Raw genomic sequence first — 15067 nt, 5'->3', positions numbered from 1 at the left:
AACGGTTATTCAATAATTGAATCTTTCTGCGTATTTACAGAGAATAAATGATTGCCCTGATAATTTGGGGTAAGTTTAAACAGCATCTGTTTTTGATGTTGCGTGGGAAGCCCATAATCAAAATAGCTTGTTACCCGAAGATATGTTGTGGTGCCTTCAAAGAGCTGCAAGTTTATCTGCCATTCTCCTTTGGGTTCTTCCTCAAACAAGAACTGTTTCGTCGTTGAACCCTCCTGATTTTCGTTATTGTCCCAGGTTTTGTATTGCGATTCAGGATTTATGATCTGAATACCCAAATTGATTTCGGGATTACTCCATGTCATTACAATTCTGGTGGGAGATATCATTGGCGGTTCCAAATTAAAGAAGCTGTCCATTTCACCAGTTTCCGGGATACGTCCGTTTTGGACGTTTTCCTTGAATTGTCGGTACACCTCTGCCGCTTTATCTTGATTTCCAAGGGCAACATAGGCATTGGCAAGATCTATATAGGATTGGGGTGCCGTAGCATCTTGTTGTAAAATTTGAAGATACGTTTCCGATGCCAAATCATTTTGTCCCTGTGTTTCATGGGTATAAGCTAGTGACCGCAAGGCCGGAATGTTTTGCCCAAAGTTTTGACGGACATCCTTGAGCAATTGGTTGGCTGTTTTTTGATCATCCCAACGTCCCCTAAAATACTGCGCCATATCCAAGAAAAAATAAGGTTGGGTTGCATAAGCCTCGGCATGGGTTTTCAGTAATGCCTTTGCTTCTTGATGGGATGTAGCTCGGCCAAAGACATCCAGATATTCAGGATTCTCGGGCACATAGCTGTTTTTACTATCGAATAGGGTATACAGGCTATCCCGCATTTCAGAGTTGTCGTACCGTCGAACAATTCCCATTTCGTCCATACGGTTTTTGCCCTTTGTATTGACGATAATAACACCTCCAACCCCTCGAGGACCGTATCTGGACATTGCGGCATTGCGTTCCAAAACAACCAAACGGTCTATATCACTTGCAGAGAGGTAGGTCGGTGTGCTTTCAAAAATCATCCCGTCCACATCAAATATGGCCTTGGGTTGTGCACCCATGGTACCGGAGGTATCCACAATTGAAACAGATACTCTTCTTAGATAAACCTCTACATCAGGTACATGTGGGGGTCTGACAACCCGCATACTGGGAACATGGTTTTTTAATGAGGCCAAAAAATCTGTTCCTACATTTATTAGGTCTTTGCCCTCTACAAACCGCATGGCAGTGGAAGAACGATCTTTGTCCAGAATTCCAAAAGATGTCTTGATTAGATTAGTGTTTTCTTGATAGTCCGCAAGCAACTCTTTTTGTCTTTTCCGCTTCTTTTTTTGGACAACCACTTCCCTTAATTTGGTAGTTTGAGGAGAAAGTACCACTTTCAAATCTTCCATTTGCTCATCAACAACTAGTTCAATAGTGCCAAAACCAACCGAGGAGATGACCAAAACTTCACCTATCGTCGCTTGTATGACAAACTGCCCTTGGGTGTCGGAATTAGTGCCAAGCTCTGTATTCTTGATTAATATATTAGCATCAGGAATGGGAGTTTCCCAGACATCAGTAACCTTCCCTGAAATTATTATATCTGTGGTTTGGGCATAAATTGGTACGGTGATTATTGAAAATAGAAATATTGCAAGATGCTTCATTTTTGATTGATTGGTAGGACTGCATCCTCTAAATTATTGAATCTGAGATGCCTACTGGTATTAAAAGTAAAAAAAAATGCGCCAACTTCCAGTAGCGAATACCAACCTTGCTTATTAACCGAGAGTTTTTCGTACGGCGGTTTTACCTTACCTCACCTTCCTAAGACGTTGTTCTTTGCGATTATTGAGAGATTTTTTGGTTTTTGGATTACTTCATTTTGTTAATGCTGTGTTAAAAACTACCAATAATTTTCCTATTTTAGAATGAAACACGGTTCTAAAATTTTGTTTGACCACCGGTTTGGCAATTTTACTTAGTGATACCATATACCGAAAAAGCATCATTCGGAGTTAAAGGTTGGTCAGGATTGAATCACATTTTATTAAAGAGCCTGTAAGGAGCTTTTACAAGTCGCCTAAGTAAGGTAAGGCAGGAATTAACCTCAACATATATGAAACAAAGACTATTCTTCGTAATGCTTCTCTTGTCTTTGGCCACATTTGCCCAAACCGGCCAAACCTATCAAATAGGTATTCTTATTGATCAGATGAACCCTGAAATGTCTCCCTTGCTGGAACAATTAAAATCTGAAGTCGTGGCCGTGGTAGGGGAGGATGCGAACATTCAATTTCCTCAAGAAAACATACTTATCAACGGTTTCGATGTAGCCAAGGCCAAACAGAATTACGACCAACTTATAAACAACAACACGGATATTATCCTGGCCTTTGGAGTGGTCAACAATCAAATCATAAGTGCCAAAGAGTCACATAAAAAACCTACAATTCTCTTCGGGGCAGTTAATCGGGACCTCCACAATCTTGACCTGACCAATGCAACTTCTGGGATAGAGAATTTTACTTATTTGGTAGAATCTGAGTCTTATGAAGAAGATTTCAAGAAATTCAAGGACCTTACCAAACTTTGAGAACGTCGGAATCGTAATTGATGCCCCAATTGTGGAAATACTTCCGCTCAAAGAGACTTTTAACAAGGAAATCACAGCACTTGGGGCTAACTATAAGCTGATTCCGTTTACTACCGTTCAGGACATAACCTCCAATTTGGAAGGAATCGATGCAGTTTATATGGCAGGAGGGTTTTTTCTGAGCAGGGAAGAGAAAAAACAATTGGCAGATACCTTTTTGCAGGCCAAACTTCCTTCCTTTACGGTTAATGGTACTGAAGATGTCAAGGATGGCATCATGGCAACCTACCAATCCGATGATAACCTGGATCAGTTTTTTAGACGCATTGCATTGACCATAGAGGCTTATGTTACAGGCACCCCTTTGTCCGAACTTCCGGTGTACATAGATTACACCCCTAGACTGACCATCAATTACAATACCGCTGAGACCATCGGCGTACCCATAAAATACAGCTTGGTAGGGCAAACAGATTTTGTTGGGGAGTTTAAAAATGTTATTTCTGAAAAGGATTATGACCTTTTGACCGCAATCAATGATGCGCTTGAGAATAACCTGTCCCTTGGTTCCAATCAAAAAGATGTTGAATTGGCACAGCAGGATGTAAAATCGGCCAATAGCAATTACTTACCCAGTTTAACCGCTGCTGGAACGGCCACTTATGTTGACCCTGATGCGGCTGAGGCAAGTGCCGGCGCCAACCCTGAATTTTCAACGGGCGCAAACATCACCCTGAGTCAAACTTTGTTTTCTGAAGCGGCCAACGCCAACATTTCCATACAAAAGAGCCTTCAAAAAGCCCAAGAGGCAAATTTTAATGCTGCCGAACTGGACTTGATTTTTGACGCTTCAAATGCGTATTTCAATGCCCTAATTTTAAAGGTAAATGCGCAAATTCAATCAAGGAATGTGACCTTGACCAAGCGAAACCTGGAAATTGCAGAACAGAATTTTGAAGCGGGCCAATCCGGAAAGTCCGATATGCTCCGTTTTCGAAGTGAAATGGCACAAAACACCCAATCCATGGTGGAGGCCGTTAACCAATTGGAACAAGGTTTTTTGGTGCTTAACCAAATATTGAACAATCCTGTGGATCTTGAAATTGATGTGGAGGACGTGCAATTCAATGAGGGCATATTTGAGCGCTACAACTACGAGGAATTTTTTGACCTTTTGGACAATCCCACGTTACGGGAGCCCTTTATCGATTTTCTAATTGAGGAGGCCTATAAAAATGCCCCTGAGTTAAAATCCCTGGACTATAATCTTTTGGCCACGGAACGGAACATAAGGTTGAACGGGTATGGCAGATTTCTTCCAACCTTGGCATTGCAAGGCCAATATAATTCCACATTTAGCCGATCGGGTGCGGGCAGTACCCCACCTCCGGGTGTTTCTCTGCTTGATAATACCTACAATGCTGGACTTAACCTGTCCATTCCCATCGTAAACCAGAATTTGTCCAACATCAACCGTCAAACGGCCATCATTCAAAAAGAACAGTTGGAAATCAATAAAAAAAATGTGGAATTGGGTATTGCCGTGAACATTAGAACGGCCATATTGAATTTGGTGAATCAGATTTCCAATATCCAGCTTTCCCAAATATCAGAAGAAACGGCAGAGGAAGCCTTGGAGCTTACACAAGCTTCGTACTCTAGCGGAGCTGTAAATATTGTGCAATTATTGGATGCACAGAACAACTATTTGAATGCTCAATTGGCCAGGGCCAATGCAACCTATAATTATTTGATCAATTCACTACAGGTAGAGCGCTTTTTAGGCTACTATTTTTTATTGAATTCTGAAGAAAACAACAACGAGTTTAGACAACGGTTCTTTGAGTATTTAAACACCAGAAACTAACGTACAAAAACACAAAGGGATGAAATTCATATCAAAACTAAGTTTGTTCAGTGTCCTGGCGGGATTGTTATTATCCTGCGGAAGTGAAGAAAAAAAGGAAGAAAAGTTCTTGCGGCCCGTTAAATACCAGGAGGTTGGCTTTCTGGGAGGAGAGCGGGTAAGAACCTTTAGCGGAACCGCTCGTACCGATAAAATCATCAATTTAAGTTTTAGAAGTTCTGGAATCATCACCCAATTTGATATGAAGCTTGGGCAAAAAGTGAAGAAAGGGCAATTGCTCGGCAAACTCGACAATGTGCAATCAAGATTGGCCTATGAACAGTCCATAACACAACTGAACAGTGCTGCATCGCAAATGAACACCAGCAAGTTGAACTTGAACAGAATTCGTTCCCTCTACGAAAAAGGGAGCACTTCATTAAGTGATTTTGAGGCAGCAAAAAACTCATTTAAAAATGCGGAAGAAAGTTATAAATCCGCTAAGCGAGGGGTGGAGATTCAACAAGACCAGATAAACTACGGATACATTTATGCGCCTGAAGATGGTATTATCGCTTCTATTTCGGCAGAAGTGGATGAAAATGTCCAGGCAGGATCTTCGGTGGCCATACTCAATTCTGGCACGGATATGGAAATTTCCTTGGGCTTGCCGGAGAGCGTGATCAATGGAGTGCAGGAAGGAATGGAAGTAGCTGTGGACTTTTCTTCCATACCCGATCTAACCTTCAATGCAAAAGTCACCGAGGTAGCTCCCGCAGTGGATGCTAATACCGCAACTTATCCAGTCAGGGTAACTGTTGTAAACCCAAGCGATGCAATCAAAAGTGGAATGGCTGCCAATGTGGCCTTTGATTTTGGCAATCATGAAATTGATGAAAGCCGATTGGTGGTTCCTGCCCATGCGGTAGGAGAAGATAGCAATGGACGATTTGTGTTTTTAATTGAAGAAGAAGGAGCAATCACCAAAGTGCGAAAACAAGCTATCGAAATAGGTAGCCTTGCATCTGACGGTTTCGAAATTACATCAGGATTGTCCAAGGGACAAAAAATTGCAACAGCAGGACTTCAGACCCTTTTGGACGGGCAAGAAGTTAAATTACAATGAATTGAATTGGCCGCACTAAAACCAACCTATGAATTTAGCTAAGTTTTCCATTGAAAAGAATAGAATCACCTTTATGGTTCTGGCAACTATCGTTTTGTTGGGCATCTCCATGTATTTTGGACTTTCAAGAGATAGCATGCCTCCTTATACGGTTAGGGTGGCCACAGTGGTCTCGTCTTTTCCCGGAGCGAGTCCTGAACGTGTTGAGCAACTGGTAACGGATAAAATTGAAAAAGTTGCCCAGGAACTCCCGGAGCTTGATGAGGTAAACAGCACCTCAAGAACGGGACTTTCCATTGTAAGCGTGACCCTGAAAGATGTGGTGTCCAAAGAAAAAATGCAATCGGTTTGGGATAGGCTGCGCAGAAAACTTAATGCCATTCAAGGCCTGCCTAGTGGGGTAAATCCCAATTTGAATGATGATGGAGTGGGCGATGTTTATGGTATTGTGGTAGGCTTGACCTCTGACGGATATTCGTATTCCGAGATGAAGGAGTACGCGGATGATATCAAAGATGAATTGATCAAGCTTCCCGATGCAGCAAAAGTGGAACTCGGTGGTGTACAGGAAGAACGGGTTTTTGTGGAATTTGACAATACACGACTCAAGGAATATGGACTTTCGGCGTCCAAGCTACAGCAGAGCATTTCCGCTACCAACATTCTAAATTCTGGGGGACAGGTCAATGTAGGAGATGAACGCATTATTTTGGAACCCACTGGAAACTTTGATTCTGTGGAAGCCATTCGGGATATGCTGATTGCTGTGGGAGATGGCACGCAACTGGTTAAATTGGGGGATATAACTTCGGTTTCCAAAGGTTATATTGATCCGCCCAATCAAATTGTCAGTATTAATGGCAAGGAAGCCATTTCTTTACATGTCAACCTAAAGGAAAACCAGAATATTGTTGCATTGGGTGAGGCTGTAAACCAGGTGGTAAATAGTTGGAAAAAGAAACTTCCCATAGGTCTGGAACTGACCCGGGTTTCATCTCTGGACACCTACATTGATGTTAAAGTAAGCGACTTTATTGTTAATTTACTGCAATCCATTAGCATTGTTTTGTTGGTGATGCTTGTATTTCTAGGATTCCGTACAGGATTCGTTATTGCAAGCCTTATTCCCATTGTTACCATCATGACATTGATGATCATGGGGCTTATCAATGTGGGGTTAAATCAAGTTACGTTGGCCGCCTTGATCATGGCACTGGGGATGTTGGTAGATAATGCCATTGTTGTGGCAGAGACCATTATGGTAAAACTGGAGCAGGGTGTTGCAAAAAAACAAGCAGCCGAAGAAGCTTTTGCTGAACTCTGGATGCCACTTTTGATATCCACCTTGACCACATCCGCTGCTTTTTTGGCCTTCTTTTTATCCCCCACTACCATGGGAGATATTGTGGGCCCCATTTTCGTGGTGATCACTATCGCCCTAATGTCTTCCTGGATCATTGCACTAACGGTAATAACGATGTTCTGTTATCTTTTCCTAAAGGTAGCTCCCAAGGGAGAGAAAAAACCAAGTTTGGTAGACAGGATTATCAATGCTTGCAAAAGCTATTATAAAAATTTGATCCTGATGGCTTTGGCGAACAAATACAAGGTGATTATCACAATATTCCTTGCTTTTTTTGTTTCGCTTTATGGCTTCACCAAAATCCCTTTCATTTTCTTTCCTGATAGTGACCGAAATATGATCACCATCGACATTAATTTACCAGAAGGTAACAAGATTGAGCGAACAACCGAAGTGGTTCAAAAAATTGAGCAATTTATGACGGATTCGCTCAAGACGAACCCTAATAGGAGTTTGGGTGTTGTGGATTGGTCTTCATACATCGGAGAAGGACCGGAATCCTATGATCTTGGGTATTCACCCGATGAAGCCAATTCCAACTACGCACATATTTTGGTGAACACTTCCTCCTTTAATGAAAATGTGGCGATGATCACCAGATTGGACAAGTTTACATTCAACAATTTCCCAAATGCGGACATCAAAGTAGGTGCCTTGGGTGCAGGTGGCGGTGGAACACCTATAGAAATAAAGGTCTCAGGTAGCGACCCCGATGAACTGTCCAAAATTTCAGAACGGGTTAAACTCAGACTTGCGGGTATTCCAGGCACCAAAAATGTAAAGGATGATTGGGGACCAAAAAGTAAAAAGTTTTTAATTGAAATAGATCAGAACAGGGCACAAACCGCTGGAGTTAGCAGTCAGGATATTGCCACCTCTCTCCAAACCGTTTTGGACGGTTTTCAAACCGGGGAATATCGAGAGGATGATAAATCAATTCCGATAATCATGCGAAGTGATGCGTCACAGCAACAATCATTGGCATCCTTGGAAACCTTGAATGTGTACTCGCAAAACTCTGGAAAAACAGTCCCTTTACTGCAGGTCGCTTCCATTGTTCCCGCTTGGCAATATTCCAAGATAAAACGCTTGGATTTACGCCGAACCATAAACATTAGTAGTGAGCTGCGTGAAGGAGCCAATGCCTCGGCCATAACGGCGGAGATTACACCTTGGTTGGAACAAGAGTCAACCACCTGGGCAGATAACTATAGTTATAAATTTGGTGGTGATGCCGAGAGCACAGCGGAAAGTATGGGGTCGGTAATTGGATTCTTGCCCATTTCTGCCTTTATCATTGTTTTGCTCTTGATCATTCAATTTAATTCGTTTAGAAAGATGACCATGGTGGTGTTGACCATTCCCTTGGCCGTGATAGGAGTTGTAATAGGCTTGTTGGTTTTTCAAGAGGCTTTTGGGTTTATGCCCTTTTTAGGGGTCATATCTTTGGCCGGAATAGTGATCAACAATGCTATTGTGCTCATAGATAGAATGGAAATTGAACAAAGAGATTTGGGTCGTACGGAACAAGACGCGGTCATTGGCGCTTGTTTGCAACGTTTTAGACCTATTTTGTTGGCCACCTTCACTACGGTTTTGGGGCTCATACCACTGTATTTGAGTGGAGGGGAGATGTGGGAAGGTATGGCAGTGAGTATTATGGTTGGACTGCTGTTCGGAACCATCATTACCCTCTTGTTCATCCCTGCACTATATAGTGCGCTCTTCCGTGTAAGCTATAAAAACTACCAATTCAATGAACAGCTTCTGGATGCCTAGGACTAATTGATAGGAGGTCTAAAAGTACACGGTATACCAAAGTAAAGTAGATTGGGAACCTATTATAAATTGATTTTGCGTATTTTAATATATAGGAGCTTACTTTTACCTTAGGAAGTGCCAAATACTAATCTAAATTGGATTTTAGTGCCGAAGCCTCATTATTTATTAGCCCTTTTTGTAATTACCATAGGTAGTTGCATGCATTCGCAGGAGCTCCCGCCCATACAAACCTTCGCACCTTCAGATTATAGTGGCGAAAATCAAAATTGGGCGATTTCGCAAGCTTCTGACGGTTTTATCTACGTGGCCAACAATCACAGTTTGTTGGAGTTTAATGGGGTTGATTGGAAAAAATATGCTACTCCAAACGGCTCAGTGATCAGGAGTATAAAAGTGGTTGAGGACAAAATCTATATAGGATGCTATATGGAATTTGGGTACTGGTCAAAAAACCCAAAAGGGGAACTTGTTTATACTACGCTCAAAAACCAGCTTTCGGAACCTTTTCTTGAGGACGAAGAATTTTGGAATATAGTAACCGTTGAAGACCGGATTTTATTTCAGTCGCTTAATCGAATATACATTTATAACCTAGTTGAAAAGAACTTTAGGATTATAGATGCGGAAGCGGAAAAAGCACAGATTTTCAATTTGGATAGTGGGGTGTATTTCCAGCGGAAGAACAAAGGCATATTCAAAATTTCCGACGCGGAACCAGATCTGGTCACCAAAAATGTTCAATTAAAGGATAAGACCGTAGTGGGGCTTTTTGAACAGGCAAATGAATTGATTTATTTAACCGAGGATGCAAAGCTACTGCGTTCTCAGCCTAATGGAGAATTGGTTCCTTGGAACACAGGGGTTGGGTTAGATCTAAGTTCCCTAAACATTTACAGCAGTCTTCAACTAAGGGATGGGAGCATTGTATTGGGTACTATTTCCAATGGGATTTACCAAATATCAAAAGAAGGTAAGTTGTTGCTTAGGATTGATCAGGGACAAGGTCTAAATAACAATACAATCCTATCCATATTTGAAGATCAAGATGCCAATTTATGGCTGGGTCATGACAAAGGACTTAGTGTGGTAAATCTAGACTCCCATTTTGCCGAATTCATTGATTACGAAGGTAAACTGGGGGTGGTTTACGCTTCAAAAGTTTACAGGGATAGATTGTATTTGGGAACCAATCAAGGATTGTTTTGGTCCGAACTGGGAGGAACTACCAATTTCAGTTTAATTGAAGGTACGGAAGGCCAGGTTTGGTGTCTTACGGAAATTGGGGATAGACTTTTTTGTGGCCATCACAATGGAACCTACGTGGTTGACCGGGATAAGGCTGAGCTTATCTCAAGTTTTGCGGGAACCTGGAATGTAAAGGTTATACCTGGGGAGCCAAATTATCTATTGCAAGGTAACTATGGGGGACTCAGTATTTTGGAAAATATCGATGGCCAATGGACATTTCGGAATACACTGGAAGGATTCAACAATTCAAGTCGCTTTTTTGAGTTTGCCACTAAAAATGAGCTTTTTGTAAACCACGAGTATAAGGGGGTTTTCAAATTGGAACTGGACCAAGACTTTAGAAATGCAAAGGTGCTATCCAAGGAAGTGGGAAAGGGTATTGCATCCAGTCTGGTCAAGTTTAGGGGTGAGTTGATTTACGCAACCATCCATGCAGTGTTTACCTTAGAAGGCTCGGGTAGTCAATTTCAACTGGATACGGTATTGACCAATCAGTTCCACTACGAAGAGGATGCACTTAGTATATTAATGAGTGATGGTTTGGGTCAAAGATTATGGCGGTTTGGGCAACAGGATTTAATGTTTGTCACCCCATCAAAATTTGATAGTGGCTACAACCATACGGCCATTCCATTACCTGCCGGGCTTAGGAGCAATCTTGGTGTCGCAGGCTTTGAAAATATTACCAATGTGGGTAAGGAAAAATACCTCATTGGATCTTCAAATGGATACATTACCCTGGATTTGGACAGGTTAACACAGAAAGAACATATCATTTATATAGACCAGGTTAAAAAATACGGCTACGGAACAACACCCCAAAGTGCGGCATTGGACACAGTGGCCCGTTTTGGGAATGAGGAGAACAACCTACTTTTCTCATTTAGCGTTCCAGAATATGCTAAGTATGCTGCAGTGGAATACCAGTATAGGTTAGAGGGGTTATACGACAGCTGGAGCAATTGGTCTACTCGGGCGGCAGTTACCTTTGAAAACCTGCCTTATGGCGATTATACCTTTCATGTACGATCTCGTGTGGGTAAAAGGGAATCGGAAAATGTGGCCACATACTCTTTTATCATAGACAGGCCTTGGTATCTTACTCAACTAATGCTGGTTGTGTACGGGCTATTGGCGGTTTTTGGAGCGTATTTGGTACATATTGCCTACAAAAGACACTACCAAAAAAGACAACAGAAGTTGGTGGAGCGAAATCAACGTGAAATGGCACTGGCCAAAGCCCAGAATGAAAAGGAGATAGTTAAACTTAAAAATGAACAGCTAAAGGAGGATTTTAAGAATAAGAGCAATGAACTGGCCGCCTCTACCATGAGTATCATCAAGAAGAACGAGCTGCTGACCAGGGTAAAAGAACAGCTGGTGGAAAGTATTGATGATAAAAATTCCGTAAAACCCATCATCCATATTATTGATAAAAACCTCAATCAGAACGATGATTGGGAACTCTTCAAAGAAGCTTTCAATAATGCCGATAGGAAGTTCTTGAAGAAACTAAAAAAGGAACATCCCAATTTATCTCCCAATGATATTAGATTGTGTGCGTATCTCCGTTTGAACCTATCCTCAAAGGAAATAGCCCCAATGTTCAATATTTCACCAAGAAGCGTGGAAATCAAACGCTATCGTCTTCGAAAAAAGATGAACCTATCCCATGATGATAATCTTACCAATTACATTTTAAGCTTATAGAATTCCATCAAAAAAGGGTTGGTCAACCATTCAAATGAGTGCTTTTTAATGTAAATCACCCAATGCAAATGCCAGGGACCTTCCCAGACTGGTACAACATGGGCATTGTTTACCTCAACATCACCTATACATCCTGATATTTTCTTAATAAAACCTTAAAACAGGAACGAGATTGGGTGAATTGTGCAACTACCACAAAAAATGCGGGTTTGCTGACGATTTGGCAAAAAACAAAGCATTTTTTTGCGAACGTATATTTTTTGTTGAGGTTCTTTTTAAGGATTCTCAATGAGTAGAAATTAGATTGCAGCTTCAAAATTAACTCAAATGAAGCACGTCTTTTCTTTTCTGTTTTTGATATGTTCTTCTGCAATTACAGCCCAGAGTTTTACGGTTTCGGGAACCGTGATTGATCAGGCATTGAATGAGCCCTTACCAGGGGTCAATGTAATTCTAAAGAATTCCACTAATGGAACCACAACTGATTTTGATGGCAACTTTACCCTAGCGAATGTTTCTGTTGGAGATGTATTGGTTTTCTCCTACATCAGTTTTCGAACTCAGGAAGTTACGATAACCAGTTCCAACCCCTTGACCATATATATGCAAGAGGATGTTAGCAATCTTGATGAGGTTGTGGTAATCGGTTACGGAACGCAGACCAAAAAGGAGATTACAGGTGCCGTGGCCGTTGTAGGCTCCGAAACAATCGAGGAATTGAACCCCACTCGAATTGAACAAGCACTCCAAGGTCAGGTGGCTGGTGTTAATATTACTTCCGAGTCAGGCTCACCGGGTAGTGGATCCAGTATCCGAATTCGGGGAATCTCCACCAACGGTGAAAACCGTCCTTTGATATTGGTAGATGGAATACGAATAGAGGATTTAAGTGTGTTGAATCCAGGTGATATTGAAAGTATCAATGTTTTAAAGGATGCCACAGCGGGTATCTACGGTGTGCAAGCCGCCAATGGTGTGGTATTGATTACTACTAAAACCGGTAGAAAGAATTCTGGACTTAAGTTTTCTTACGACGCTTTTGGAGGATTTCAGCAAACTTCGCGAACCATTCCGGTACTTAATGCAACAGAATATGCAGTAATCATTAATGAAGCCTTTGCCGCCAATGGTGACCCTAACCCTTTTCCAAATATTTCCCAACTAGGCGTGGGAACCAATTGGCAAGATGAGGTTTTTAAAAACGCACCTATTTTCAACCATAATTTTTCAGTTACCGGAGGTACCGAGAAGACTACTTTCTCTTTTACCACGGGTTTGTTGACACAAGATGGTATCGTAGGAGGGGACAAGGCAAATTTTAAACGTTTTTCAACCAGGCTAAACGTAAATACCGATTTAACCGAAAAGTTAAGGTTAACCGCCAATTTTGCCTACACGGGTACGGAAAGAAAGACACTGGTTGAAAATGCCATCGGGTCTGTCCTATACAGTGCGCTCAATATTGCGCCAACGCTTCCAGTCCGTACTGAAAATGGTAATCTTACACCAACCAATGGACTGTTCGGCATTGAGGTAATTAATCCTCTAGGTCTCATAGAAAGTACCTTTAACCAAGGAGATGTTGATAGAATAAGTGGAAAATTGGGCTTTAATTATGAAGTGTTGGAAGGTCTTACACTAACCAGTAATTTCCAATTTAACTATGCGGAATCCAAAGGAAGGAATTTTTCGTTGGTCGGGGATCCCAATACCGTTGGTTCTGTGTTTGATCCAGGAGGAGAGGCAAATGATTTTGCCATTTTAACGGAAAACAAGGATTTGTTCCGGGATTATATATGGGACACTTATCTAAACTATGAAAAACTATTTGGTGAAGACCATAAATTTAACCTCACCTTAGGAACATCATATTCTTCGGAAGCTGGAGAGTTTTTTGGCTCTAATAGAGGAAACCTGACCGCACCTACGGATTTTGCCAATGCCGACTTGGCGAATGCCGCAACAATTCAAAATGGACTTTTGGATAGCGGTCTCAGTGGTAAATTCGAAACCACTTTGTATTCTCTTTTCGCTAGGGCACAGTACAATTATAAAGAACGCTATTTATTATCTGGGGTAATACGAAGGGATGGATCATCCAATTTTGGCCCTAACAACAGATTCGGCTATTTTCCATCAGGTTCCCTGGGGTGGGTAGCATCCGAAGAAGAGTTTCTGTCCGATATTAAAAATCTAGACTTTTTAAAGTTTAGGGCCAGTTATGGAATCATAGGTAACGACCAGATTTTACCAAATGCGTTTCGTTCAGAGTTGCGTGGCGAAGGCACCTATGTTTTTAACAATCAATTGTTCTTCGGTAGGGCCAGTGGAATTCTGTCCAATCCTGAAATCAAATGGGAAGAACAAAAGACCTTGGATATTGGTTTGGATATGAGGCTCTTTGGAAGTACCATTGATATCACAGCTGACTATTTTACCAGAACTACAGATGGACTTTTGCTTCAACCACAGGTATCTGGCATTCTTGGAGCCAATGCGCCAGGTGCCCAGGCGCCTTTTGTAAATGGTGGGGAGGTAAAAAACTCTGGTTTTGAATTTGCTATTGGATATAGCTATAATCCTTCCGAAGACTTCTCTCTGGGAATCAACTATAATGTGACATTCCTTGATAACGAGGTTACGGCAGTGGAAAATGAGGCCGGATTTATTCAAGGGGGTGCATTTGGTGTAGGACAAGACCCTCCTTCAAGAATGGAAGCTGGGAAGCCCATTGGTTATTTCTTTGGATTGGAAACAAACGGAATTTTCCAAAACCAAGCTGAGGTTGATGCCCATGCTACACAGACCAATACAGGTCCAGGCGATTTACGTTTTGTAGATCAAAATGGCGACGGACTAATCAATTCCGATGACAGGGTGGATATTGGAAGTCCAATTCCCGATGCCACTATGGGATTGAATCTATCCATCAATTTCAAAAATTTTGATTTTGGTGCCTATGCTTTCGCTTCACTGGGCAATGAGATTGTCAGAAATTATGAGCGAAACCAATCCTTGGTAAATAGATCTGTTTATAGTCTCAACAGATGGACCGGTGAAGGGAGTAGCAATGAATATCCTCGTGTTACCACTGGAGCCACGAGCAACACCCTGTTTTCAGATTTTTATGTTGAGGACGGATCTTTCGTGCGAATCCAAAACGCACAATTGGGCTATACCTTCTCACAGAATTTTATGGAACGTTTTGGTGCAGACAAACTAAGGATTTATCTATCCGCCAATAACATATACACGTTTACAAAGTACAATGGATATGACCCCAGTGCATCTTCGGGCTCGCCTATTGGAGCAGGAATAGATCAAGGATTTTATCCAGTACCAAGAACCTATTTGTTGGGCGTAAACCTAAAATTTTAAAAGGATGAAAAA

7 protein-coding genes are annotated in these 15067 nt (G+C 41.6%); 6 read left to right on the top strand and 1 reads right to left on the bottom strand.

The window, feature by feature from the left end:
• Nucleotides 1-5: 5 nt before the first annotated feature.
• Entirely contained in the window at nt 6-1673 is a 1668-nt protein-coding gene (locus ACRHOZ_RS02800) for a carboxypeptidase-like regulatory domain-containing protein (RefSeq protein WP_431122128.1), read from the bottom strand.
• Nucleotides 1674-2125: 452 nt separating this feature from the next.
• On the opposite strand from ACRHOZ_RS02800, the gene ACRHOZ_RS02795 reads away from it, so the two are divergent.
• The 6 genes from ACRHOZ_RS02795 (at nt 2126) to ACRHOZ_RS02770 (ending at nt 15055) form a co-directional block, all read left to right on the top strand.
• Nucleotides 2126-2602: a hypothetical protein gene (locus ACRHOZ_RS02795; RefSeq protein WP_431122125.1), complete on the top strand. Its 477-nt coding sequence runs from the start codon at nt 2126-2128 to the stop codon at nt 2600-2602.
• A complete protein-coding gene (locus ACRHOZ_RS02790) occupies nt 2559-4469 on the top strand; it encodes a TolC family protein (protein WP_431122123.1) in 1911 nt (636 codons plus the stop codon). Before ACRHOZ_RS02795 ends, ACRHOZ_RS02790 begins: the two co-directional genes overlap by 44 nt.
• Nucleotides 4470-4488: 19 nt before the next feature.
• The gene (locus ACRHOZ_RS02785) at nt 4489-5574 is read left to right on the top strand and encodes an efflux RND transporter periplasmic adaptor subunit (protein WP_431122120.1); all 1086 of its coding nucleotides are present in this window, start codon (nt 4489-4491) and stop codon (nt 5572-5574) included.
• A 28-nt stretch (nt 5575-5602) separates the two neighbouring features.
• Nucleotides 5603-8716 (top strand): efflux RND transporter permease subunit, encoded by a 3114-nt coding sequence (locus tag ACRHOZ_RS02780; RefSeq protein ID WP_431122118.1) that lies wholly within the window; start codon nt 5603-5605, stop codon nt 8714-8716.
• A 201-nt stretch (nt 8717-8917) separates the two neighbouring features.
• Nucleotides 8918-11677, top strand: a complete 2760-nt coding sequence (locus tag ACRHOZ_RS02775) for a triple tyrosine motif-containing protein (protein WP_431122115.1) — start codon at nt 8918-8920, stop codon at nt 11675-11677.
• A 327-nt stretch (nt 11678-12004) separates the two neighbouring features.
• On the top strand, nt 12005-15055 hold the full coding sequence (locus tag ACRHOZ_RS02770) for a SusC/RagA family TonB-linked outer membrane protein (RefSeq protein WP_431122112.1): 3051 nt from the start codon (nt 12005-12007) through the stop codon (nt 15053-15055).
• Nucleotides 15056-15067 lie beyond the last annotated feature (12 nt).

Source organism: Flagellimonas flava (assembly GCF_050617915.1).
Taxonomy (GTDB): domain Bacteria; phylum Bacteroidota; class Bacteroidia; order Flavobacteriales; family Flavobacteriaceae; genus Flagellimonas; species Flagellimonas flava_A.
Note: the sequence above shows the minus strand (reverse complement) of the source record. Positions and strands in the feature narration are given on the sequence as shown.

Excerpts from the sequence above, each read along its gene's own strand:
- ACRHOZ_RS02800 (WP_431122128.1), bottom strand. The coding sequence starts at position 1,673 with ATGAAGCATCTTGCAATATTTCTATTTTCAATAATCACCGTACCAATT.
- ACRHOZ_RS02795 (WP_431122125.1), top strand. The coding sequence starts at position 2,126 with ATGAAACAAAGACTATTCTTCGTAATGCTTCTCTTGTCTTTGGCCACA.
- ACRHOZ_RS02790 (WP_431122123.1), top strand. The coding sequence starts at position 2,559 with ATGAAGAAGATTTCAAGAAATTCAAGGACCTTACCAAACTTTGAGAAC.
- ACRHOZ_RS02785 (WP_431122120.1), top strand. The coding sequence starts at position 4,489 with ATGAAATTCATATCAAAACTAAGTTTGTTCAGTGTCCTGGCGGGATTG.
- ACRHOZ_RS02780 (WP_431122118.1), top strand. The coding sequence starts at position 5,603 with ATGAATTTAGCTAAGTTTTCCATTGAAAAGAATAGAATCACCTTTATG.
- ACRHOZ_RS02775 (WP_431122115.1), top strand. The coding sequence starts at position 8,918 with ATGCATTCGCAGGAGCTCCCGCCCATACAAACCTTCGCACCTTCAGAT.
- ACRHOZ_RS02770 (WP_431122112.1), top strand. The coding sequence starts at position 12,005 with ATGAAGCACGTCTTTTCTTTTCTGTTTTTGATATGTTCTTCTGCAATT.